Source organism: Streptosporangium amethystogenes subsp. fukuiense, from assembly GCF_042665875.1.
Taxonomy (GTDB): Bacteria; Actinomycetota; Actinomycetes; order Streptosporangiales; family Streptosporangiaceae; genus Streptosporangium; species Streptosporangium fukuiense.
The window spans coordinates 3,929,914-3,952,066 of sequence record NZ_JBHTEE010000001.1; the positions used below are offsets into that span (position 1 = coordinate 3,929,914).

Below are 22,153 nucleotides of genomic sequence, written 5' to 3' on the forward strand. Positions count from 1 at the left end.
ACCTCCCTTATCCCTGAACAGCCTGAGCGGTGTGAACGGTATGAGTGGGCGTGGACATCGGCCTCACCCCTGGACCGCGGCGGTCATGACCGCCTCGTCGATGTCGCGGCCCTCCAGCCGGGCGGACTCGGCGGCCCGCAGGACCCGCTTGTAGTCCGTCGGCATGATCTTGCCGAACCGGGACGGGTCCCAGTCGACCAGCAGCGCCTTGGCCACCGTGGAGCCGGTCTCGGCCAGGTGCGCCTCGACGATCTCGCGCAGCGTCTCGGAGTCGGCCTCGTCGAGCTCCTCGATCTCCACCATCTCGCGGTTGACCCGCTCGATGTCGGGGTCGAGCAGGTAGGCGATGCCACCCGACATGCCGGCCGCGAAGTTGCGGCCGGTCGGGCCGAGGACGACCGCCTTGCCGCCGGTCATGTACTCGCAGCCGTGGTCGCCGACGCCCTCGACCACCGCGGTGGCGCCGGAGTTGCGGACACAGAACCGCTCCCCCACGACGCCGCGGATGAACGCCTCGCCGGAGGTCGCGCCGTACAGGCCGACGTTGCCGGCGATGATGTGTCCCTCCAGCGAGGCCGCCTCGTGCGGCTGGACCGAGATCCGGCCGCCGGACAGGCCCTTGCCGACGTAGTCGTTGGCGTCGCCGGTCAGCCGCAGCGTGACGCCCCTGGGCAGGAAGGCGCCGAAGGAGTTGCCCGCGGAGCCGGTGAAACGCACGTCGATGGTGTTGTCGGGCAGGCCGGCGCCGCCGTACCGCTTGGTCACCTCGTGGCCGAGCATGGTTCCGACGGTGCGGTTGACGTTGCGGATGGGCAGTTCGAGGGTGACCCGGGAACCGTCCTTGAGCGCGCCCTCCGCGAGCTGGATCAAGGTGTTGTCCAGCGCCCTTGCCAGCCCGTGGTCCTGCCCCACCACGCGGCGGAGCGAGGCGCCGGCGGGCAACTCGGGCTGGTGCAGGATCGGCGCCAGGTCGAGCCCCGCGGCCTTCCAGTGGTTCTCGGCCGAGGTGGTGTCCAGCAGCTCGGCGTGGCCGACGGCCTCCTCCAGGCTGCGGAAGCCCAGCGCGGCGAGATACTCGCGGATCTCCTGGGCGACGAACTCGAAGAAGTTGACCACGAACTCGGGCTTGCCGGTGAACCTCTTGCGCAGCTCGGGGTTCTGGGTGGCGACGCCGACCGGGCAGGTGTCCAGGTGGCAGACGCGCATCATCACGCAGCCGGAGACGACCAGGGGCGCCGTGGCGAAGCCGTACTCCTCGGCGCCGAGCAGCGCGGCGATGACCACGTCGCGGCCGGTCTTGAGCTGGCCGTCGACCTGGACGGTGATCCGGTCGCGCAGGCCGTTGAGCAGCAGCGTCTGCTGGGTCTCGGCCAGTCCGAGCTCCCAGGGGGCACCCGCGTGCTTGAGCGAGGTCAGCGGGGAGGCGCCGGTGCCGCCGTCGTGGCCGGAGATGAGCACGACGTCGGCGTGGGCCTTGGACACGCCCGCCGCGACCGTTCCGACGCCGACCTCGGCCACCAGCTTGACGTGCACGCGGGCGGCGGGGTTGGCGTTCTTCAGGTCGTGGATGAGCTGGGCGAGGTCCTCGATGGAGTAGATGTCGTGGTGCGGCGGCGGAGAGATAAGGCCGACGCCCGGGGTGGAGTGCCGGGTCTTGGCGATCCACGGGTAGACCTTGTGGCCGGGCAGCTGGCCGCCCTCGCCGGGCTTGGCGCCCTGGGCCATCTTGATCTGCAGGTCGTCGGCGTTGACCAGGTACTCCGACGTCACGCCGAACCGGCCGGAGGCCACCTGCTTGATGGCCGAGCGGCGGACCGGGTCGTGCAGCCGCTCGGGGTCCTCGCCGCCCTCACCGGTGTTGGACTTGCCGCCCAGCCGGTTCATCGCGATGGCGAGCGTCTCGTGCGCCTCCATCGAGATGGAGCCGTACGACATGGCGCCGGTGGAGAACCGCTTGACGATCTCGCTGACCGGCTCGACCTCGTCGATCGGCACCGGCTCGCGGACACCGTCCTTCAGCTTGAACAGGCCGCGCAGCGTCATCAGCCGCTCGGCCTGGGAGTCCACCAGGCCGGTGTACTCCTTGAAGATCTCGTAGCGGCGTGAGCGGGTGGCGTGCTGCAGCTTGAAGACGGTCTCGGGGTTGAACAGGTGCGGCTCGCCCTCGCGGCGCCACTGGTACTCGCCGCCGACCTCCAGACGGCGGTGGGCGTTCTCGGCCCGGGGGTAGGCGCGCCGGTGGCGCAGCGCCGCCTCCTCGGCGAGGACGTCGAAGCCGACACCGCCCAGCCGGGAGGTGGTCCCGGTGAAGCAGGCGTCGACGACCTCCTGGCTCAGGCCGAGCGCCTCGAAGATCTGCGCACCGGTGTAGGAGGCGACGGTGGACACCCCCATCTTGGACATGACCTTCAGCACGCCCTTGCCGTACGCCTTGATGAGGTTGCGCACGGCCTTGTGCCGCTCGACCCGCAGCGCACCGGAGTCGACCATGTCCTCGACGGTCTCGATGGCGAGGTACGGGTTGACCGCGCCCGCGCCGTAGCCGATGAGCAGCGCCATGTGGTGCGCCTCGCGCGCCTCACCGGTCTCGATGACCAGCCCGACCCTGGTGCGGGTCTTCTCGGCGATCAGGTGGTGGTGGACGGCACCGGTGAGCAGCAGCGACGGGATCGGCGCCAGCGCGTCGGAGGAGCCCCGGTCGGAGAGGACGATGATCCGCGCCCCGCCCTCGATCGCCTCGGAGACCTCGGCGCGGATCTCCTCGATGCGGCCGAGCAGTGCCTCGCCGCCGCCCGCGACCTCGTACAGGCCGCGGACCACGTGTGGGCGGAAGCCCGGCAGCGCGCCCTCGTCGTTGATGTGGATGATCTTCGCGAGCTCGTCGTTGTCGATCACCGGGTAGGGCAGCACCAGCTGACGGCAGGAGGCCGGGCCCGGGTCGAGCAGGTTGCCCTCGGGGCCGATGGTGGTGGCCAGGGAGGTGACGAGCTCCTCCCGGATCGCGTCCAGCGGCGGGTTGGTGACCTGCGCGAACAGCTGGCTGAAGTAGTCGAACAGCAGCCGGGGCTTCTCGCTGAGCACCGCGACGGGGGTGTCGGTGCCCATCGAGCCGATCGGCTCGGCGCCCGCCCTGGCCATCGGCGCCAGGATGATCCGCAGTTCCTCCTCGGTGTAGCCGAAGGTCTGCTGCCGCCTGATCAGCGCCTCGTGCGTCGGGACCTCGTGCGCGCGGGCGGGCAGTTCCTCGAAGCGGACCAGCCCGGCGTGCAGCCAGTCCGCGTACGGCAGCTCGGCCGCCAGCTCGGCCTTGATCTCGTCATCCTCGATGATCTTGCCGAGCTCGGTGTCGATCAGGAACATCTTGCCGGGCTGCAGGCGGCCCTTGCGGACCACGTCCTCGGGGGCGATGTCGAGCACGCCGGCCTCGGAGGCCAGCACGACCAGGCCGTCGGTGGTGACCCAGAACCGCCCCGGGCGCAGGCCGTTGCGGTCGAGTACCGCGCCGACCAGGGTGCCGTCGGAGAAGGTGATCGAGGCCGGGCCGTCCCAGGCCTCCATGAGGGTGGAGTGGAACTCGTAGAACGCCCGCCGGGCGGGGTCCATCTCGGTGTGGTTCTCCCACGCCTCGGGGATCATCATCAGCACCGCGTGCGGCAGCCGGCGCCCGGCGAGGTGCAGGAGTTCCAGGGTCTCGTCGAAGGAGGCGGTGTCGGAGCCGGCCGGGTCGCAGATCGGGAAGAGCCGCGACAGGTCTCCCGGCAGGTTCGCGGTCCGCAGCATGGCCTCGCGGGCCCGCATCCAGTTGCGGTTGCCCTTGACCGTGTTGATCTCACCGTTGTGGGCGATGTAGCGGTACGGGTGCGCCAGCGGCCACGAGGGGAAGGTGTTGGTGGAGAAACGCGAGTGGACCAGCGAGATCGCGGTCTCGTAGCGCTCGTCGCTGAGGTCGGGGAAGAACTGCTCGACCTGCAGCGGAGTGAGCATGCCCTTGTAGACGATGGTCCGGCAGCTCAGCGAGGGGAAGTAGACGTTCGCCTCGTGCTCGGCCCGCTTGCGCAGGCAGAAGGCCAGCCGGTCCAGCTCCAGGCCGGTCTCGCCGTTGGGGGAGGTCACGAACAGCTGGGCGAAGAACGGCATCACCGCGCGGGCGCTCGGCCCGGGCAGGTCGGGGGTGGTCGGCACGTCTCGCCAGCCGATGACCGTCAGGCCCTCCTGCTCGGCGATCTCCTCGATCAGCCGCACCGCCCTGGCGCGGGCCGGTGCGTCGGCGGGCAGGAAGGCCGTGCCGGCGGCGTAGGCTCCGGCCGCGGGCAGCGGGAAGCCCACCACCGTGCGGAAGAAGGTGTCGGGGATCTGCGTCAGGATCCCGGCGCCGTCGCCGGTGTCCGGTTCGCTGCCCTGTGCGCCCCGGTGATCGAGGTTGCACAGAGCGGTCAGTGCCTTCGCGACGATGTCGTGGCTGCGGCGGCCGGCCACGTCCGCGACCATGGCGACGCCACAGGCGTCGTGCTCGTGTGAGGGGTGGTACAGGCCCTGGGGCTCGGGAAAGCCGAGGTGGGCAGCGGGCATCGAATCCCTCCCGTCGTCTTGCTTCCTTGGAACAAGCAAGGGACGACGTTGGCCCTGCTGCGTGGTGGGTAGAGGTTACCGTACCCTGCCGGATACCGGCCTACCCGGTCAGGTCACACCGATTTGGCGCCGATTCGCCCGGTTTGTTTAACACGCGCTGATGGCACGACATTCCAGGTCCGGGCTTTAAGGTGGCCGAATGGAACCGAGCGCCCCCGCCGAATCGGGCGACCCCACCGGCCTGACGGACAACGGAACCGCTGACGCCCCGGGCGTGTCGGAGGTGCCGGGCGGCCCGGCCGCCCACGAGGGGGTCAGGGCGCTCGTCGCCCGGCTGGGCGTCGACGGCAGGCGGCTGAGGATCGCGCTGGCGGCGCTGGGCGACGGCCGCTGGTGGACTCTCGCCGACCTGGTCAGGCGGACCGCTACGTCGCGGCGGACCATCGAGGCGCTGTTGCGCGAGGTGGACGGGGAGCTGGAACGCTCCGGCGACCGCTTCAGGCTGCCCGCCCACTGGGCCGGGCAGGAGGTGAGCGTCCTCGCCCCGGCCGACCCGGTGGCGCATCTCCTCTCCGGCCGGGCGGAACTGGTCGCGCGGATGGACGAGCTGATCGCCAAGGCCCCCCGTGGCCGCCACACGCTGGACCACGTCGCCGCGACCGGCGACACCGTGGTGCGGCGGGCACTGCTGCTGGACGCCCGGTTCTGGCTGGACGGCGCCCGGCTGCTGTGCGTGGGCGACCACGATCTGACCTCGCTGGCCACCGCGATGCTGCACCCCGGCGTCGAGGTGACGGTCGTCGACGTCGACGAGCGCATCCTGGCCTACATCGCCGGCCAGGCCGACCGGCTCGGGCTGGCCGTGCGGACCCGCTGGGCCGACCTGCGCCTGGGACTGCCCGCCTCCGCGCGGAGCTGGGCCGATCTGGCGATCACCGACCCGCCCTACACCCCCGAAGGGGTCGGGCTGTTCGTCGCCCGCTGCGCGGAGGGACTGCGCGACCGCGAACAGGGCCGGATCATGCTGGCGTACGGCGCGAGCGAGCGCACCCCCGCGCTCGCCCTCAAGGTGCAGCAGGCCCTGTCCCAGCTCAATCTGGTCAACGAGGCGATCTACCCCGACTTCAACCGCTACCTCGGCGCCGAGGCCATCGGCTCGGCCGCCGACCTGTACGTCCTGCGCCCCACCACGAGAACCTGGCCGGCCGCCGCCGCCCGTACCGACTCCTCAGGCACCGCCATCTACACGCAGGGGCCCCAGTCGGTGGAGTCGGCGGACTCGGCAGCGGCCTCCGCCCCGGACTTCGCGGCCGGGTTCGAGGACGGGTTCGTCCCGGAGGTGCTGGTGGGCGAGTGGCCCCGCGACGTGCTGCCCAAAGCCCCCAGAGCGCGCCTGGCGACCTGGCTGGCCAAACCCTACGCCAGCGCCCCGGCCAGGGTGGCGATCTCCGTACCGGCCGGACTGGAGGCCGCGCTGCCCCGGCTGCTGCTGGCCACCCGCGCCGGGGAGGTCCGGGTCACCCTGGCCGCGGCCCCGGTAAACCTCCCCGCCGACCTGCTCGCCCCCGTCTACGACCTCACCGTCGAGGGCTCGTCCGTACGCGCCGTACGGACGGCGCCTCGCCAGGACGACGCGGCCCGGATCCTGCGCCGCGTCCTGGACAACGCGCACGGCAAGCTCGCCAACACCTGGCGCGAGGCCCTGATCAAGGTCCGGGGCGAGTTGACGAAGAAGCAGGCCAGGGCGGTCATCGCCGCCGTCGCTCCGTGGACGGAGGAGGTCACGGTCCTCGAACTGCCCGCCCACCGGCTCCTGGAACTCCAGGCCGCGGTGCGAAGCTCCCTCAGCGCACCAGCCGGCGCTGGATCGCCAGGCTGAGGCCGTCCACGGCGACCTGCGGGTAGGTGAGGTCCACCCGGCCCCCCTCGACCACCGGGGCGACCCAGCTCACCGTGGCGTAGTGCCCCAGGGCACGGGCCTGTGCCCAGCTGCGGGAGCCGTCGAAACCCTCGGGCGTGTCGGGGGCGGGCCGGACGAAGCCGTCGCCCCTGAGCGCCGTCACGAGCCTGTCCGCGGCGGCGGAGTCCGCGAGGTTGAAAATCAGGAACTGGCCGGAGATCTCGCCGTCCTCGCTCTCGTAGCGGGCCCGCAGCGCCTGCGTGCACCCGTCGAGCGCGTCCAACGCGCTCCCCCAGGCCGCCTCGGCGCAGTCGGCGAGGGTCTCGGTGGCCTTGAGCGCGAGCCTGGTGGTGCCCGCCGACACCGAGGGGCCGGGGAACATCTCGGCGACGGTCAGCGGCTGAGGGTCGAGGGCGCGGGTCGCGATGGGCGCGTAGTGGGCCGTGCTGGGCTCCGCACGAAGGACGGCGGCGCGCGGGTCGGGCCCGCCCCCCAGCAGGAGGAAGGCCGCCACCCCGGCGACCACGACCAGCACGGCGACGGCGACGGCGATCCACTTGCGCATGGGGAGAGAGCTTACTTCGACAGGCGGGACGGCAGGGACCACTGAGCCGAGGCGGACACGGAAGCGGCGGGCTACTTGGACGGAGCGGGCGCGGGGGAGACCGCGACGATGCGGCGGAAGATCGCCTTTTCCACGCCGCGGACCGTCAGGGACAGCGAGACGAAGTCGTCCTTCGGGCCGGGATCGGCGCCGTCGGCCCTGCCGATCCAGACCAGGCCCGCGTAGTGCCCCATGGCGTGCCCGCTGGACTCGGTGTGACCCCCGGCCGGGAAGACGGCCTTGCCCGCCTGGAGCGGCCGGACCCAACCACCCCGGTGCAGGGTGGTCAGCGTGTTCACCAACGTGTCGGCCGAGGCGGTGTCGCGGAGGTTGAACAGGGTGTACTGGGCCACGTGGCGGCCGTCCGCGCTGACGTAGAGGCCCCTGGCCACCTGGGTGCACCCGCCCTGGACGAGCAGGTCGGCGAGCCCCTGGCCCCAGGTCGCCATCGCGCAGTCGGCCTCCAGGCGGGTGGCCGCCAGTCTCAGCGTGACCCTGCCCTCCTTGAGGGTCCTGGTCGCGAAGAGATCCTTGACCGTCAGCGGCTTGGGGTCGGCCTTGCTCTGCGCGATCGGGGCGAACACCTTGGAGGAGGGCCAGCCCTTGTAGGTGTCGGGCCTCGGCTCGGTGCCGATGACCGAGGCGGTGGCCCGTTCGGGCACGTAGTCGTTGCCGATCGCGGAGATCGCGAGGGTGAGGGCGAGGGCGGCGACCAGCACGCCCGCCACCGCCCCGAGGATCATCAGCAGCCGCTGCTGGGGCCGGGTCAGCCCCCACTCGTCCAGCCGGGTGATGTTCTCGGTCTGGGGCTGCGCCCTGGCGGAGGTGCGGCGGCGCTTACGCACGGGTGTGGCGGGCGGACCGGCCGGAGGGGTCACAGTCCGACCCCTCCCAGGAGGGTGCCCAGGCCGTAGGTCAGGGCCGCGGCGACCGCGCCGACAAGAAGCTGGCGCAGCCCGCTGTACCACCAGCTGCGCGCGGTGACCCGGGAGACCAGCGCGCCCGCGCCGAACAGCGCCAGGCAGGAGATCACCGCCGAGGTCGTCAGGCTGGTGACCCCGAGCAGGTACGGCAGGAGCGGCAGGAGCGCGCCCACGCCGAACGACAGGAACGAGGAGATCGCGGCGATCCTGGGCGAGGGCAGGTCCTGGGCGGTGACCCCCAGCTCGGCCTGGGTGTGCACCTCGAGCGCCCGGTCGGGGTCCATCGAGATCTGCCGGGCCACCTCGGCCGCCACGGCGGGCTCGACGCCCCGGTCCTCGTAGAGCTTGGCGAGCTCCTGCTGCTCGGCCTCGGGGTGGCGTTCGAGCTCGCGCCGTTCGACGTCGATCTCGGCCAGGGCGAGTTCTCGCTGGCTGGCCACCGAGACGTACTCACCCCCGGCCATGGAGAACGCGCCCGCCGCCAGCCCCGCGACCCCGGCCAGCACGATGACCGTGGTGCTGGCGGTGCCGCCGGCGACACCGGCGATCAGGGCGAAGTTCGAGACGAGACCGTCCATCGCGCCGAACACCGACGGCCGCAGCCAGCCGCCGTTGACGTCGCGATGCCGGTGGTGCATCTCGGCGCGGCCCCCCGAGTCGTCACCGCTCACCGGGACCCTTTCTCCTCCTGGTCGGCCAGGTCGGACGGGTGGGCCGGATCGACCGAGTCGTCGGCCGCGAGCGCGCCGGAGACGAGCCTCGGCTCGCCGTCCTCCTTCACCCTGTCGCTCTCGTCGCTCTCGTCGCTCTCGTCGGGGTCGGCCAGGTCGGACGGGTGAGCCGGGTCGGCGGTATCCTCCCCGTCCGAGGCGGCCGGGGTGACGGCCGGCTCGGCCTCGGTGCCGGCTCCGGCCTCGCCCTTGTCCGCGTCGCCGGTCTCGCCCTGCACGGGCTCGACGGCCGGATCGGGCTGCGGACGGACCTGCTCGGCGTCGCTCTTGTTCCTGGCGTACCAGAAGTAGGCCATCGCCCCGATGAACAGGACGATCGAGGTCCACTGGTTGAGCCGCAGACCGAGGATGTGGTGGGCGGTGTCGACCCGCAGCCCCTCGATCCAGAAGCGGCCCACCGTGTAGCCGGCGACGTAGAGCGCGAACAGGCGGGCGTGCCGGAGCGCGAATTTGCGCCCTGCCCAGATGAGGACCAGTGCCAGGCCCAGGTCCCAGATCGACTCGTACAGGAAGGCCGGGTGGTAGGTGTCCTCGCCCGGCACCGTGCCCGGCCGGTCGGGGTCGATCTCCAGACCCCACGGCAGGTCGGTGGGGCTGCCGAACAGCTCCTGGTTGAAGTAGTTGCCCCAGCGGCCGATGGCCTGGGCCACCGCGATCCCGGGGGCGACGGTGTCGGCCACCGCGGTCAGGGAGATCCCCCTGCCGCGGCACCCCAGCCAGACACCCACTCCACCGAGCGCGACGGCACCCCAGATGCCCAGGCCGCCGTTCCAGATGAACAGCGCCTCGATCGGCTCGTTGGGTGCGTCCGGCCCGAAGTAGAGCTGCCAGTCGGTGATGACGTGATAGAGACGTCCGCCGACCAGGCCGAACGGCACGGCCCAGACGGCGAGATCCACGATCGTCCCCGGCTCACCGCCGCGGGCACGCCAGCGGCGCTCGCCGATGACTACCGCGACGACGACGCCGAGCACGATGCACAGTGCGTAGGCCCGGATGGGGACCACACCGAACAGATACCAGACCCCCTGGGAGGGGCTGGGAATCGAGGCGAGGGGCATGTCAGGTGACGTTACCGTGTCCCGGGCTACTTGGCGGCATCAAGAACGGCCTGACGCAGATCGGCCGGCTTGAAAGCCACATTCGTGTCCAACTCGGTACCGTTGAGCTTCAGCGTCGGGGTGCCCGTGAGCTTCTGGGATTCCATGACCTTGGTGCTGTATTCGAGGTGCGCGGGCGCCTTCTCCTGACTGGTCACGCACGACTCGAAACCGGGGTCGGTCACTCCGGCGTCCTTGCCCCAGGCGATCAGATCAGGGATCTTGAAACCCTCCACGAGCTCCGAGGGCTGCTCCTTGAACAACTTGTCGTGGAAGGCGATCCAGGGAGCGCCCCCGGGGATGCAGCGGATCGCCGACGCGGCGCGCAGCGAGTTGGCCCGGGTGATCCCCTTGTTGGTCTGTTCCTGGAAGATCGTGATCGGGTGGTAGACCACCTTGGCCTTGCCCTCGGCCGCCAGGTTCTTGATCGTCGGGCCGCTGGTCTCCTCCAGCGCCCTGCAGGCGGGGCACTGGAAGTCCTCGAAGACGTCCAGGACCGGCTTCTCCACCCCCGGCCTGGCCATGACCACCGAACCGTCCCCGGCGACGGTGATGGGCGCGAGCGAGGCCCCGACCTGCTCGGACTTGCTGCTCTGGGCGGCGAACCACCAGCCACCCCCGACGGCGGCGATCGCGACGACGGCCGCGGTCGCGATGGTCGCCACCCGCTTGCGCTTCTCTCTCCGCAGTTGTTCCTCGCGCTGCGCCTTGATCCGATCACGCGCCGACTGCTCCCGCGCGGCCTTGCCCATCAGTAAGCCTCCTTCTCCTGAAGCTCCCCGTCATCGCTCTCGACGTCCTCGTACGACTCCTCGCCCGGGGTGAGCCCGAGCGCGGAGTCCAGCGCGAAGCGGCCCGGAGGGAAGATCGCGACGAACACACCGAGTCCGAAGAGACCGAAGTCACGCAGGATGTCGATGAGATAGTCGGGCTCCACCCCGGCCGCCAGCTGACCGCCGCCGCCGAAGCAGCCGCAGTCGATGCGCAGCCCGCGCGCCCACGCCGAGGCGATGCCGATGACGAACGCCAGCATGAGCAGCGCCGAGATGACACCCGCCGCTCGGGTGAGCAGCCCGACGACCAGCAACAACCCCACGACGATCTCCAGGATCGGCAGGCCGTAGCCGACCGCCGTGGCGAGCGATTTGGGGAGCAGATCGTATGCCTCGACCGCCTGAACCGAGAGCACCGGAGCGCCGATCTTGCCCCAACCCGCGACGATCAGCACTCCCGCCAGCACCAGCCGTGAGACGGTCGTCACCCAGGGTAGCGCCGAAATCACGATACGCGACCTATTGGGCGCGGGGTTATCAGAGGTCACGAGCACCATTCTCCTATTCCAAGCCCCGGCCACAGACGTCTTCGGCGAATGCCAGGTATTCGAGGAAAACCTCATCACGAGCCCGATAAGCATCGAATAAGCCCGCCTGGCAGGCGCTGACGTGGGAGCGGCCCCTTTCTTCGAGTAGGGGATCCGCTCTCGAACGGGCTCGTCAGCCGCGGACACCCGCCGCCAGCTCGGCGCCCAGTTCACGGACCGAGGCCAGCCCCGAGGCCTCGTCCGGCGCGTCGAGAACGCGGCGGATGAACGCCGACCCCACGATGACGCCGTCGGCGTAACCAGCCACCTCGGCGGCCTGCCTGCCGGTGCCGACGCCCAGGCCGACGCAGACCGGGAGGGAGGTGTGCGAGCGGGTACGCTCGACCAGGCCCTGAGCGGCCGCGCCGACCGAGTCGCGGGCGCCGGTGACGCCCATCAGCGAGGCCGCGTAGACGAAGCCGGTGCAGCTGTCGACGACCGCCTTGATACGGGCCTCGGTGGAGCTGGGCGCGACCAGGAAGACCGTGTCGATCCCGGCCCCGGCACTGGCCTCGCGCCAGGGCCCGGCCTCCTCGGGGGTCAGGTCGGGGGTGATGGTGCCCACCCCGCCCGCGTTCGCCAGGTCACGGGCGAAGCGGTCGGCGCCGTAGCGGTCGATCGGGTTCCAGTACGTCATGACCAGGGTGGCGGCACCGGTCTTGGCCACGCCCTCGACGGTGCGCAGCACGTCGGCGATGCGGGTGCCGTTGGTCAGCGCCCGGTGTACGGCGTCCTGGATCGTCGGGCCGTCCATGAGGGGATCGGAGTAGGGCAGGCCGATCTCGATCACGTCGCAGCCGGCGTCCACCATGGCGGCGGCGACGGCGATCGCGCCCTCCTTGCTGGGGAACCCAGCGGGGAGATATCCGATGAGGGCGGCGCGGCCGTCCGCCTTGGCCTTGGCGAACACCGTCTGAAGAGTCGTCATCGTTGTTTCCGTTGCGGTTCGTCCCCTCCGGCACGCCGGAGGGGAGGCAAGTCGGTAGTCAGAGGTTGAAGTACTTCATCGCGGTGCCCATGTCCTTGTCGCCCCGTCCCGAGAGGTTGACCAGGATCGTCGCCTCGGAACCCATCTCGCGACCGAGCTTGAGGGCACCGGCGAGCGCGTGTGAGGACTCGATCGCGGGGATGATGCCCTCGGTGCGGGCGAGCAGCGAGAAGGCGTCCATCGCCTCGGCGTCGGTGATGCCGTGGTAGGTGGCGCGGCCGGTGTCCTTGAGCCAGGCGTGCTCGGGGCCGACGCCCGGGTAGTCGAGCCCGGCTGAGATCGAGTGCGACTCGAGGGTCTGCCCCTCCTCGTCCTGCAGCACGTAGGTGCGCGAGCCGTGCAGCACCCCGACGGAGCCCTCGGTGAGGGTGAGCGCGTGCTCGCCGCTCTCCAGGCCCCGGCCGCCCGCCTCGTAGCCGTGCAGCTGGACGCCCTCGTCCCCGAGGAAGGCGTGGAAGATGCCGATCGCGTTGGAACCGCCGCCGACCGCCGCGGCGACCGCGTCGGGCAGCCTGCCGGTGAGCTCCAGCACCTGACGGCGGGCCTCGACGCCGATGATGCGGGCGAAGTCGCGGACGATCTCCGGGAACGGGTGCGGCCCGGCGATGGTGCCGAAGAGGTAGTGGGTGCGGTCGACGTTGGCGACCCAGTCGCGGAAGGCCTCGTTGATGGCGTCCTTGAGGGTCTGGCTGCCGTTGGTGACCGGGACGACCGTGGCGCCGAGCAGCTTCATGCGGGCGACGTTGAGCGCCTGACGCTCGCAGTCGACGGCCCCCATGTAGATCACGCACTCCAGGCCCAGCAGGGCGGCGGCGGTCGCGGTGGCGACGCCGTGCTGGCCGGCGCCGGTCTCGGCGATCACCCGCGTCTTGCCCAGGCGCTTGGTCAGCAGGGCCTGGCCGAGCACGTTGTTGATCTTGTGGGCGCCGGTGTGGGTCAGGTCCTCGCGCTTGAGGATGATCCGGGCGCCCCCCGCCTGCTCGGCGAAGCGGGGCACCTCGGTCAGCGTGGTCGGCCGCCCGGCGTAGGTGCGCAGCAGGTGGTCGAACTCCCGAAGGAACGCCACGTCGCTCTTCGCCTTGTCGTACTCCGCCGCGACCTCGTCCAGGGCCGGGATGAGCGCCTCGGGCACGTAGCGGCCGCCGAAGACGCCGAACTTGCCGTGGATGTCCGGATCGTTGCCGTGAAGGCCGTTTCCGGCGAGGTCCGCGGCGGTGAGGACGGTTCCTTCGTGCGTTGTCACTGCTTACTGCCCCTCGGGTCGGGATGCGGGGTGGGCACCGGCGGTGACCAGGTCGACCACGGCGGCCCGCGGATCCTTGCCGGTCACCAGGCTCTCGCCGACCAGGACGGCGTCGGCGCCCGCCCTGGCGTAGGCGAGCAGGTCGTGGGGGCCGCGCACGCCCGACTCGGCGATCTTGATGACCCCGTCGGGAACCTTGGGGGCGAGCTTGGCGAACACGTCGCGGTCCACCTCGAGCGTCTTGAGGTTCCGCGCGTTGATACCGATGATCTTGGCTCCGGCGGTGAGCGCCCGGTCGAGCTCCTCCTCGGTGTGCACCTCGACCAGCGGGGTCAGCCCGATCGACTCGGCCCGCTCGATGAGCGAGACCAGCGCGTTCTGGTCGAGCGCCGCGACGATCAGCAGCGCCAGGTCGGCGCCGTAGGCGCGGGCCTCCCAGAGCTGGTACGAGGTGACGATGAAGTCCTTGCGCAGCACCGGGATGTCGACGACGGCGCGTACGGCGGCCAGGTCGTCGAGGGTGCCGCCGAAGCGGCGCCGCTCGGTGAGCACGCTGATGACGTGGGCGCCGCCCGACTCGTAGTCGCCGGCCAGCGCGGCGGGGTCGGCGATCGCGGCCATCGCGCCCTTGGACGGGCTGGAACGCTTGACCTCGGCGATGACCGCCACCTGGTCGCCGCCCAGCGCCGCGTAGACGTCACGGGGGGCGGGCGCCCGCCCGGCCCGCTCCTTGAGCTCGGCCAGCGACACCCTCTCCTGCCGCTCGGCCAGGTCGGCGCGGACTCCTTCGAGGATTTCCTCAAGCACGCTCATTTGCCCTCCCCGCGAAGTTCAGAGGCCAGGTTCGCGAACGCTGCCGTGCCCGTGGTTCGCTCGCTCCGCTCGCTCACGAGTAAGGCCCCTCCCGATCGACTGCCCTTGTCCCGCCGATGCTATCGGCCCAACCGGGGTCGCCCCGCCACCGGGTGAAGCACAAAGGCGACTATGGGCCCAAGAATTCCCCAAAAGGGAGATTTCGTACTATCCAAAACACGATCATTAAAGCCAGAAATAGCCAGACATAGGCCGGACGTATGGATTTCACCACGGGCGGCCCACCCGATTCTCTCCCGGACCGGCCACCCCACCAGGCACGCAGCGCCCAGCGGCCCCAGAGCACGACCAGCGCCGGGACCATGAGGGTGACGAGCGGGTTGAGCCCCAGCGCCGTCACCGGATCGCCGTGCACGAGCGCGTGCACGGTCCGCAGGCCGCCGCAGCCGGGGCAGTACAGGCCGGTGAGCATGAGGAACGGGCAGGTCGGGTAGTGGCCGGGCTCGTTCGGGTCGACCGCCCCCACGAACGCGACCGCGGCACCCGCCACCAGCGCGGCACCCAGCGGCGGCAGCATGGCCCGCGCGCGCGAACCAGCGATCTTCCCCATGAGCACGGCCGTCGGCACCCCCTCACCGGCCACCCTACTCGCGCCGGACGCGGCCCCGCCTCAGACGACCGTCAGGTCAGGCACCCGTCAGCGAGGCGCTGCCGACGATGGCGCCGACCGCGATCAGCCAGGCCAGCACCGCCAGCCAGCACGCGATCCCGAAGTAGGACAGGACCAGGCCGGCGATGGCCATGCCCCTCCCCTCCTCGCCCGTCCGCTTGATCTGCCCCAGCGAGACGTGGCCCAGCACCACACCCACGATCGAGGTGAGGCCGCAGACGAACAGCCCCGCGATCCCCATGATCAGCGCAGCGATGGCCATGCCGTTGTTACCCCGAGGAGGCGGCGCACCGTAACCGCCGTAGGCGTCGTAGCCGCCACCGGGCGGCGGGCCGTAACCGCCGGACGAACCGTAACCCCCCTGAGAGCCATAGCCACCGCCCCCCGGGGGTTGCCCGTAACCACCCGGCTGATTGCCGTAGCTCATGAATGACTCCCGTTTATCTAAGTTGAGGGCGAAATCTTAGCGAAAACACTCCCGGGCCGAAGGGGTCCGGGCACGCCGTAAGCAAGTCGTAGCCGGGGCGCACACCCCTCGGACATCGGATCTCGGATCTCGGGGCACGGCGTCGAGGAGAGCGCGCCGGACGCGCGCAGGCCGCGTTTCCGCCGAGGTCAGCGCTCCCGGGGATCCTGATCGATCGTCGGGTCGGTGCCCTCGTCGAGGGCGTCCCACAGTGCCCGATCGCTGGGGGCGCTCTCGGCGGGGGCGGAGCCCCGGCGGTTGTAGCGATCGGACATGCCCGGCCATCGGCCACCCCGCAGCAGGGCCGTCACTCCCCCGGCCAGCAGGAGCAGCCCCCCTGCGGAGGCGACGATCGGCCAGACGACGGCCGAGGCGACCCGCGGCACGGAGTCCACGACCACCGGCGCCTGCTCAGCGGAGATCCGCAGCGCGGCGCTCGCGCCGCTCCCCCACCAGGAGGCGGCCACCACCCCGGCCCCGCAGAGTGCCATCACCGCGCCGACGACCCTGCGCCACACGCCCGCCGTCGCGAGCACGGCGACCACTGCGGCGAGTGCCGCCCAGGCCGCGGGCCCCAGCGCGGGGGCCAGTTCCGCGGCGGGGACCGCCACCTCGCGGGTGCCGTACGTCACGGTGAACCAGTCGCGCCCGGCGGCGAGCAGCACGAGCGCGGCGCCGGCCGCACACGCCGCCAGCCAGGTCCACAGCTCCCGCCTGGCCGTCACGCCCGGGTCACCGTCAGCTCGTCGGCGTCGAAGCAGGTCCGATCGCCCGTGTGGCAGGCGGCGCCCACCTGGTCGACCCTGAGCAGCACGGTGTCGCCGTCACAGTCGAGCGCGGCGGACTTGACGTGCTGGACGTGGCCCGAGGTTTCCCCCTTCACCCAGTAGGACCCTCTGCTGCGCGACCAGTAGGTGGCCCTGCCGGTGGTGAGCGTGCGATGCAGCGCCTCGTCGTCCATCCAGGCGAGCATGAGCACCTCGCCGGTGTCGTACTGCTGGACGACGGCGGGAACCAGCCCGTCGGCGGTGCGCTTCAGCCGGGCCGCGATGGCAGGGTCAAGGGGCATGTGGCAATTGTGCCGCAACCAGGGAGAGGGGTAGCGTCCGGCATGGCCTCGCGAGCAGACCGGGGGCGCCCCTGAAGACCGACCCGGCGAGCCATCTGGCGGTGGTGGAGGCCACCACCCTGCCGTGCGCGTTCACCAGGAAGGCCGGTCCTCCCACCCCGCGGAGCAGCGGCGAGACGGCGACCTCGAAGCGACGCACGAACACGTCGGCCGCCGCCACGCCGATGAACTCCCCGCCCCTCAGCACGGGCACCGACAGGGTCAGGGAGTACTCGGTGCTGCAGAGGAAATCGACGTACGGGCCGGTGAGAGTGTGCTCGGCACCGGAGCGCGGACCGGCGAACCAGTCCCAGTGCGTGTAGTCGTAGAAGGCACTGCTGGAGGGGTCCATGTCCCGGAGCAGCTGCACGGGCTCGCCCGAGGCGCCCTCCTGCCACCACTCCAGATACCAGGGCGCGTCGACGAGCAGGCCGGGCGCGGCGATGAACCCGATGCCGGAGATCAGCCCGCCCAGCCGGGGAAAGAGCAGCGGACGCAGCGCGGCCAGGTCGTCGCGCACCGGCGCGCCGCCCACCAGCCCGACCACGGCGTCGCGCACCTGGTGGAGCCCCTCGAAGACGTCCTCGACGATGCCGCCGACGGCTACGGCCGCCTCGGCCGCGTCGCCGGGCGCCAGCAGCGCACCGTGTTCACTCACTTGATCCATCCGCCCCGGGCATCCGACGATCACGGCTCGCGCAGACGCAGCTCGATGAGGTGTTCCATCGCGTCGAGCACGTGCCGTTCCGCCAGGAGCCTGGCGTGGTCGTCGTCCCCGCGGTGGATGGCCTCGGCGATGGCGTGGTGCCGAGCCGACGTTCCATCGTCTCTCCCGTGGGCGGACCAGAGCAATGGTCCGATGTCAGCCTGTAACCTGATCTCTTCCTGAGTGAGTCGTGCCGACTGGGAGGCCGCGGCCACCTCGATGTGGAAGCGCCCGTGCAGCCTGCGCAGGTGGGACTGGTCTCGGGAGCCGGCCATCTCCTGCAGCGTGCGGCGGAGCGGCGCGATGTCCTCCGGCAGTGCCCGCTGCGCGGCCAGCCTCGCGGCGGCCCCGGCGATGGCCGCGTAGTGGTCGCCCAGGTCGCGGAGTTCCTCCGCGGTGAGGGCGCGCAGCCGATCGAGCGCCTGGGGAGCCTCACGCGGGGCCCGCACGAAGCTACCGCCTCCGCGCCCTCGCCGCGTCTCGACCATGCCCTGCTGGCGCAGGGCCATCAGGGCCTCCCGCAGCGTGACCGTGGACACGCCCAGCTGGGCGGCGAGCTCCGCCTCGCTGGGCAGTTGCTCGCCGTCGGCCACCAGGCCGAGCACTATGGCGTCGGTGAGCCGCCTGACCACGGCGTCGACCCGGGCGGTGCTGTCGACCGGCGCGAACGCGGCCAGACGGGCACCACCGGAGATGTCTGCCGTGCTCATGCGCCCTCCCTCGCCTTAGACGGTCATAAAGTCTCCCATTTGGGGTCCCGTCCGAGGTCCCCCCGGGTGCCCCCGGGTGGCCGGCACCGCCCCGAGGACCTCACTTCGCCTCCCCTCTGCGGTGATGTCCGAACGGCTCTTGCCATAAAACATCTAACCTCATATGTTTTCGGTCATGTCAGACCCAGCGGTGCGGTTGACCGGCCTTCGCAAGAGCTTCGGGGCCGTGGACGCGGTCACCGGCGTCGACCTCGACATCGCCGACGGCGAGTTCTTCGCCATGCTCGGCCCCTCGGGCTCGGGCAAGACGACGGTGCTGCGGATGATCGCCGGCTTCGAGACGCCCAGCGCGGGCACCGTCGAGCTCGGCGGGGTCGACGTCACCCGGCTCGCCCCCTTCGAGCGCGACGTCAACACGGTCTTCCAGGACTACGCGTTGTTCCCGCACATGAACGTGGCGGACAACGTGGAGTACGGCCTGCGGGTCAAGCGGGTCCCCCGGGCCGAGCGGCGCGAGCGCGCGCTGGCCGCGCTGGCCTCGGTCCGGCTGGAGGGCATGGAGCGGCGCAGACCCGGCCAGCTCTCCGGCGGCCAGCGCCAGCGGGTCGCCCTGGCCCGCGCCCTGGTCAACCGTCCCCGGGTGCTCCTGCTCGACGAGCCGCTCGGCGCGCTGGACCTCAAGCTCCGCGAGGAGATGCAGGTCGAGCTCAAGTCGATCCAGCGCGAGGTCGGCATCACCTTCCTGTTCGTCACCCACGACCAGGAGGAGGCGCTGACCATGAGCGACCGGGTGGCGGTGTTCGACCGGGGACGGATCGAGCAGGTCGGCACCCCGGCCGAGATCTACGAGAGGCCCGCGAGCACGTTCGTCGCGGGGTTCGTCGGCACCTCCAACCTGATCTCCGGCCGGGCCGCGCAGGCGGTGCTCGGCCGGGAGGGCACGTTCAGCGTGCGCCCGGAGAAGCTGCGCCTCGCCGGCCTCGACGAGACGGTCGACGGCACCGAGCACAGCGCGACGGGCACCGTCGCCGAGGTCGTCTACGCGGGCCCCGCCACCCGGTTCGTGGTCGAACTCGACGCGGGCGGGCGGCTCATCGCCCTCCAGCAGAACCTGCAGGTCTCGTCGATGGACGTGATGGGCCTGCGTGGCACCAGGGTCCGGCTCATCTGGCAGCGCCGGCACGAGTTCGCGATCGTCCCGTAAGAAAGGTCGTCATCCCATGCGGTCCACCCCCCGGATTGTCCTCAGGCACGGCGCGGTCGTCCTCTCCGCGCTCGCCCTGGCCACCGTCACCGCCTGCGGCGCCGGCTCCGCGCCCGCACCCGGTGCCCCTTCCGCCGCCCCCGGCCAGACCGGCTTCACCCCGCCCGAGATCAAGGCGCTGCAGTCACTGGGCCCGGGAGAGGGGCAGGTCAACCTGGTCAACTGGGCCGGGTACGTCGAGGACGGGAGCAACGACCCCAAGGTCGACTGGGTCACCCCGTTCGAGAAGGCCACCGGCTGCCAGGTCAACTCCAAGACCGCCGGCACCTCCGACGAGATGGTCAACCTCATGAAGACCGGCGAGTACGACGCGGTCTCCGCCTCGGGAGACGCCTCGCTGCGGCTGATCGCCGGCGGGACCGTCGCCCCGGTCAACACCGCCCTGATCCCGAACTACGCCGACGTCTTCGCCGGCCTGAAGGACAAGGCGTGGAACTCGGCCGGCGGGGCCGCCTACGGCGTGCCGCACGGACGCGGGGCCAACCTGCTCATGTGGCGCACCGACCAGGTCAAGCCCGCACCCGACTCCTGGGGCGCGGTGTTCGACCCCGCCTCGCCGTACGCGGGGAAGATCACCGCCTACGACTCCCCGATCTACATCGCGGACGCGGCGCTGTACCTGATGGCGACCAGGCCCGAACTCGGCATCAAGAACCCGTACTCCCTGGACGAGGGGCAGTTCCAGGCCTCGGTCGATCTGCTCAAGCAGCAGAGGAAGATCATCGGCGAGTACTGGTCCGACTACACCAAGGAGGTCCAGGCCTTCAAGAGCGGTGACTCCGTGCTGGGCACCACCTGGCAGGTCATCGCCAATGTGGCCCTGGCCGACAAGGCGCCGGTCGAGGTGACGCTGCCCAAGGAGGGGGCCACCGGCTGGTCGGACACCTGGATGGTCGCCGCCGCCGCCAAGAACCCGAACTGCGCCTACAGGTGGCTCGACTGGATCATCTCGCCCCAGGCCAACGCCCAGGTCGCCGAGTATTTCGGGGAGGCGCCCTCGAACGCGAAGTCCTGCGAGCTGACCGCCGACCCGAAGCACTGCGAGACCTTCCACGCGACCGACGAGGACTACTACTCGAAGGTCTGGTACTGGACCACCCCCATCGCCCAGTGCCTGGACGGGCGCACCGACGTCACCTGCAAGGACTACTCCGAGTGGACCAGGGCCTGGACCGAGATCAAGGGCTGAGCCCCGCCGGAACCACCCGTGCGGCGGGCACCCGGGTGCCCGCCGCGCCCGCCCCGCGAGAAGGGCCGGAAACCCGCCTCGCCCGGGGAGAGAACCGACGTTGACCGGGAAGGAGCCGACGTTGAACACCGCGGCACCGGCGAGACCCACACCGCCCCGCACCCCTCGACGCAGGCTCGCGGCCTTCCTGCACCGGCACGCGGGGGTGCGGCTCTCACTACTGCTGTCGGCCCCCGCGCTCTGGCTCGGCCTCGCCTATCTCGGCGCGCTGGCCGCCCTGTTCGTGACGGCCTTCTGGAGCACCGACACCTTCACCGGCGACCTGGTCAGGGTGCCGACCTGGAGGAACTTCCAGGACCTGCTCACCGCGGACGTCTACCGCACGATCGCGCTGCGCTCGGTGGGCGTGGCGGTCGCGGTGACGCTGATCGACCTGCTGATCGCCTTCCCGATGGCGTTCGCGATGGCCAAGCTGGCCTCGCCGCGCGCCCAGCGCTGGCTGGTGATCGCCGTGCTCACCCCGCTCTGGGCCTCCTACCTGGTCAAGGCGTACGCCTGGCGGGTGATGCTCGGCTCCGAGGGCCTTCTCGGCTGGGGGTACGGGCTGACCGCCACCGTCCTCACCCTGTCCTACCTGTGGCTGCCGTACATGATCCTGCCGATCTACGCCGGGCTGGAGCGGCTGCCGGACTCGCTGCTGGAGGCCGCCGGAGACCTCGGGGCGCGTGGCCGGCGGACGTTTCGCACCGTGGTGTGGCCGCTCGCCCTCCCCGCCGTGATCGCGGGCTCGGTCTTCACGTTCTCGCTGTCGCTCGGCGACTACATCACCGTGAAGATCGTGGGCGGCACCTCGCAGCTGATCGGCAACGTCGTCTACGACAACATCGGCGCGGCCAACAACCTCCCCTTCGCCGCCGCGGTCGCCACCGTCCCCGTGATGATCATGCTGATCTACCTCGCCGCGGTCCGCCGCACCGGTGCCCTGGAGAACCTGTGAACCTGTCCCGTACGGCGCGCACGGCGCTGTGGGCCATGCTGGCCGCCGGGCTCGGCGTCGTCTACGTTCCGCTGCTGATCGTGATGCTCAACTCCTTCAACACCGACCGGACGTTCGCCTGGCCGCCCAGCGGGTTCACGGTGCGCTGGTGGGAGGCGGCGTGGAACTCCACCGGCGTGCGTGACGCGCTGTGGACCTCGGTCCAGGCGGGGGCGGGCGCCACGGTGATCGCCCTGGTGCTCGGCACGATGGTGGCTTTCGCGATCCAGCGCTACGACTTCTTCGGCAAGAACGCGGTCTCGCTGCTGGTCCTGCTGCCCATCGCACTGCCCGGCATCGTCACCGGCATCGCGCTCAACAACGCCTTCCGCGCGGTGCTGAGCCCGTTCGGGGTGAGTCTGGGGCTGTTCACGGTGATCGTCGGGCACGCCACCTTCTGTGTGGTGACCGTCTACAACAACGTGCTGGCCAGGCTGCGGCGGACCGGCACCTCCCTGGAGGAGGCCTCGGCCGATCTGGGTGCCGACACCTTCACCACGTTCCGGCTGGTCACCTTCCCGATGATGCGCTCGGCACTGCTCGCGGGCGGGCTGCTGGCCTTCGCCCTGTCCTTCGACGAGATCATCGTGACCACGTTCACCGCCGGGGCCGGGGTCAGGACCCTGCCTCTGTGGATCTTCGAGAACCTGTTCCGCCCCAACCAGGCGCCCGTGGTCAACGTGGTCGCCGCGGCTCTCATCGTCGCCTCGGTCGTCCCGATCTATCTCGCCCAGCGCCTGTCGGGCGGTGACGCGGGAGTCCGCTGAGCGGGG

Annotated in this window: 21 protein-coding genes; 5 read left to right on the forward strand and 16 right to left on the reverse strand. The window is 71.1% G+C overall.

Annotated elements, in window-relative coordinates; all coding sequences use genetic code 11:
- Window positions 1–63: 63 nt before the first annotated feature.
- Window positions 64–4,569 carry a glutamate synthase large subunit gene (gene gltB, locus ACFQVD_RS16545; RefSeq protein ID WP_343968729.1) on the reverse strand — a complete coding sequence of 1,502 codons (4,506 nt, stop codon included), beginning with the start codon at window positions 4,567–4,569 and terminating at the stop codon, window positions 64–66.
- A gap of 199 nt (window positions 4,570–4,768) precedes the next feature.
- Between gltB and ACFQVD_RS16550 the strand changes: the two genes are divergently transcribed.
- A complete protein-coding gene (locus ACFQVD_RS16550; RefSeq protein ID WP_343968727.1) occupies window positions 4,769–6,448 on the forward strand; it encodes a bis-aminopropyl spermidine synthase family protein in 1,680 nt (559 codons plus the stop codon).
- Here ACFQVD_RS16550 and ACFQVD_RS16555 read toward each other — a convergent pair.
- The 15 genes from ACFQVD_RS16555 to ACFQVD_RS16625 form a co-directional block, all read right to left on the reverse strand.
- On the reverse strand, window positions 6,414–7,034 hold the full coding sequence (locus ACFQVD_RS16555; RefSeq protein WP_343968725.1) for a hypothetical protein: 621 nt from the start codon (window positions 7,032–7,034) through the stop codon (window positions 6,414–6,416). The two genes, ACFQVD_RS16550 and ACFQVD_RS16555, sit on opposite strands and share 35 nt — an antisense overlap.
- Window positions 7,035–7,105: 71 nt before the next feature.
- The gene (locus ACFQVD_RS16560; RefSeq protein WP_386271466.1) at window positions 7,106–7,951 is read right to left on the reverse strand and encodes a hypothetical protein; all 846 of its coding nucleotides are present in this window, start codon (window positions 7,949–7,951) and stop codon (window positions 7,106–7,108) included.
- Window positions 7,948–8,667, reverse strand: coding sequence for a VIT1/CCC1 transporter family protein (locus tag ACFQVD_RS16565; protein WP_343968721.1), 720 nt, complete (start codon window positions 8,665–8,667; stop codon window positions 7,948–7,950). Before ACFQVD_RS16565 ends, ACFQVD_RS16560 begins: the two co-directional genes overlap by 4 nt.
- Window positions 8,664–9,788: a prolipoprotein diacylglyceryl transferase gene (gene lgt / locus ACFQVD_RS16570; RefSeq protein WP_343968719.1), complete on the reverse strand. Its 1,125-nt coding sequence runs from the start codon at window positions 9,786–9,788 to the stop codon at window positions 8,664–8,666. The genes ACFQVD_RS16565 and lgt overlap by 4 nt, the downstream gene beginning before the upstream one ends.
- Window positions 9,789–9,814: 26 nt before the next feature.
- Window positions 9,815–10,579 (reverse strand): DsbA family protein, encoded by a 765-nt coding sequence (locus tag ACFQVD_RS16575; RefSeq protein WP_343968717.1) that lies wholly within the window; start codon window positions 10,577–10,579, stop codon window positions 9,815–9,817.
- The gene (locus ACFQVD_RS16580; protein ID WP_343968715.1) at window positions 10,579–11,088 is read right to left on the reverse strand and encodes a MauE/DoxX family redox-associated membrane protein; all 510 of its coding nucleotides are present in this window, start codon (window positions 11,086–11,088) and stop codon (window positions 10,579–10,581) included. The genes ACFQVD_RS16575 and ACFQVD_RS16580 overlap by 1 nt, the downstream gene beginning before the upstream one ends.
- A 232-nt stretch (window positions 11,089–11,320) precedes the next feature.
- A complete protein-coding gene (gene trpA / locus ACFQVD_RS16585) occupies window positions 11,321–12,115 on the reverse strand; it encodes a tryptophan synthase subunit alpha (RefSeq protein ID WP_343968713.1) in 795 nt (264 codons plus the stop codon).
- 58 nt (window positions 12,116–12,173) lie between these two features.
- Window positions 12,174–13,343 (reverse strand): tryptophan synthase subunit beta, encoded by a 1,170-nt coding sequence (gene trpB / locus ACFQVD_RS16590; protein ID WP_343968927.1) that lies wholly within the window; start codon window positions 13,341–13,343, stop codon window positions 12,174–12,176.
- A gap of 78 nt (window positions 13,344–13,421) precedes the next feature.
- Window positions 13,422–14,231 (reverse strand): indole-3-glycerol phosphate synthase TrpC, encoded by an 810-nt coding sequence (gene trpC / locus ACFQVD_RS16595; protein ID WP_343968711.1) that lies wholly within the window; start codon window positions 14,229–14,231, stop codon window positions 13,422–13,424.
- Between the two features lie 169 nt (window positions 14,232–14,400).
- Window positions 14,401–14,841, reverse strand: coding sequence for a DUF2752 domain-containing protein (locus ACFQVD_RS16600; protein ID WP_343968709.1), 441 nt, complete (start codon window positions 14,839–14,841; stop codon window positions 14,401–14,403).
- A 76-nt stretch (window positions 14,842–14,917) separates the two neighbouring features.
- Window positions 14,918–15,328: a DUF4190 domain-containing protein gene (locus ACFQVD_RS16605; RefSeq protein WP_343968707.1), complete on the reverse strand. Its 411-nt coding sequence runs from the start codon at window positions 15,326–15,328 to the stop codon at window positions 14,918–14,920.
- 188 nt (window positions 15,329–15,516) lie between these two features.
- Window positions 15,517–16,092: a Trp biosynthesis-associated membrane protein gene (locus tag ACFQVD_RS16610; RefSeq protein ID WP_343968705.1), complete on the reverse strand. Its 576-nt coding sequence runs from the start codon at window positions 16,090–16,092 to the stop codon at window positions 15,517–15,519.
- The gene (gene hisI / locus ACFQVD_RS16615; RefSeq protein WP_343968703.1) at window positions 16,089–16,436 is read right to left on the reverse strand and encodes a phosphoribosyl-AMP cyclohydrolase; all 348 of its coding nucleotides are present in this window, start codon (window positions 16,434–16,436) and stop codon (window positions 16,089–16,091) included. Before hisI ends, ACFQVD_RS16610 begins: the two co-directional genes overlap by 4 nt.
- Window positions 16,426–17,133, reverse strand: a complete 708-nt coding sequence (locus ACFQVD_RS16620) for a cache domain-containing protein (protein WP_343968701.1) — start codon at window positions 17,131–17,133, stop codon at window positions 16,426–16,428. Before ACFQVD_RS16620 ends, hisI begins: the two co-directional genes overlap by 11 nt.
- Window positions 17,134–17,162: 29 nt before the next feature.
- Window positions 17,163–17,891 carry a FadR/GntR family transcriptional regulator gene (locus ACFQVD_RS16625; RefSeq protein WP_343968699.1) on the reverse strand — a complete coding sequence of 243 codons (729 nt, stop codon included), beginning with the start codon at window positions 17,889–17,891 and terminating at the stop codon, window positions 17,163–17,165.
- A gap of 175 nt (window positions 17,892–18,066) precedes the next feature.
- Here ACFQVD_RS16625 and ACFQVD_RS16630 point away from each other — a divergent pair, with 175 nt between their 5' ends.
- The 4 genes from ACFQVD_RS16630 to ACFQVD_RS16645 all read left to right on the forward strand — a co-directional run bounded on the left by ACFQVD_RS16630 (window position 18,067) and on the right by ACFQVD_RS16645 (window position 22,147).
- Window positions 18,067–19,095: an ABC transporter ATP-binding protein gene (locus tag ACFQVD_RS16630; protein ID WP_343968697.1), complete on the forward strand. Its 1,029-nt coding sequence runs from the start codon at window positions 18,067–18,069 to the stop codon at window positions 19,093–19,095.
- Window positions 19,096–19,111: 16 nt separating this feature from the next.
- Window positions 19,112–20,344: an ABC transporter substrate-binding protein gene (locus ACFQVD_RS16635; RefSeq protein ID WP_343968695.1), complete on the forward strand. Its 1,233-nt coding sequence runs from the start codon at window positions 19,112–19,114 to the stop codon at window positions 20,342–20,344.
- Between the two features lie 121 nt (window positions 20,345–20,465).
- On the forward strand, window positions 20,466–21,341 hold the full coding sequence (locus ACFQVD_RS16640) for an ABC transporter permease (protein WP_343968693.1): 876 nt from the start codon (window positions 20,466–20,468) through the stop codon (window positions 21,339–21,341).
- Complete coding sequence (locus ACFQVD_RS16645) at window positions 21,338–22,147, forward strand: ABC transporter permease (protein ID WP_343968691.1); 810 nt, start codon at window positions 21,338–21,340, stop codon at window positions 22,145–22,147. The genes ACFQVD_RS16640 and ACFQVD_RS16645 overlap by 4 nt, the downstream gene beginning before the upstream one ends.
- Window positions 22,148–22,153: the final 6 nt, after the last annotated feature.

Coding starts and splice junctions, on each gene's coding strand:
- gltB (WP_343968729.1), bottom strand. CDS start 4,569: ATGCCCGCTGCCCACCTCGGCTTTCCCGAGCCCCAGGGCCTGTACCAC.
- ACFQVD_RS16550 (WP_343968727.1), top strand. CDS start 4,769: ATGGAACCGAGCGCCCCCGCCGAATCGGGCGACCCCACCGGCCTGACG.
- ACFQVD_RS16555 (WP_343968725.1), bottom strand. CDS start 7,034: ATGCGCAAGTGGATCGCCGTCGCCGTCGCCGTGCTGGTCGTGGTCGCC.
- lgt (WP_343968719.1), bottom strand. CDS start 9,788: ATGCCCCTCGCCTCGATTCCCAGCCCCTCCCAGGGGGTCTGGTATCTG.
- ACFQVD_RS16575 (WP_343968717.1), bottom strand. CDS start 10,579: ATGGGCAAGGCCGCGCGGGAGCAGTCGGCGCGTGATCGGATCAAGGCG.
- trpA (WP_343968713.1), bottom strand. CDS start 12,115: ATGACGACTCTTCAGACGGTGTTCGCCAAGGCCAAGGCGGACGGCCGC.
- trpC (WP_343968711.1), bottom strand. CDS start 14,231: ATGAGCGTGCTTGAGGAAATCCTCGAAGGAGTCCGCGCCGACCTGGCC.
- ACFQVD_RS16600 (WP_343968709.1), bottom strand. CDS start 14,841: ATGGGGAAGATCGCTGGTTCGCGCGCGCGGGCCATGCTGCCGCCGCTG.
- ACFQVD_RS16605 (WP_343968707.1), bottom strand. CDS start 15,328: ATGAGCTACGGCAATCAGCCGGGTGGTTACGGGCAACCCCCGGGGGGC.
- hisI (WP_343968703.1), bottom strand. CDS start 16,436: ATGCCCCTTGACCCTGCCATCGCGGCCCGGCTGAAGCGCACCGCCGAC.
- ACFQVD_RS16625 (WP_343968699.1), bottom strand. CDS start 17,891: ATGAGCACGGCAGACATCTCCGGTGGTGCCCGTCTGGCCGCGTTCGCG.
- ACFQVD_RS16630 (WP_343968697.1), top strand. CDS start 18,067: ATGTCAGACCCAGCGGTGCGGTTGACCGGCCTTCGCAAGAGCTTCGGG.
- ACFQVD_RS16635 (WP_343968695.1), top strand. CDS start 19,112: ATGCGGTCCACCCCCCGGATTGTCCTCAGGCACGGCGCGGTCGTCCTC.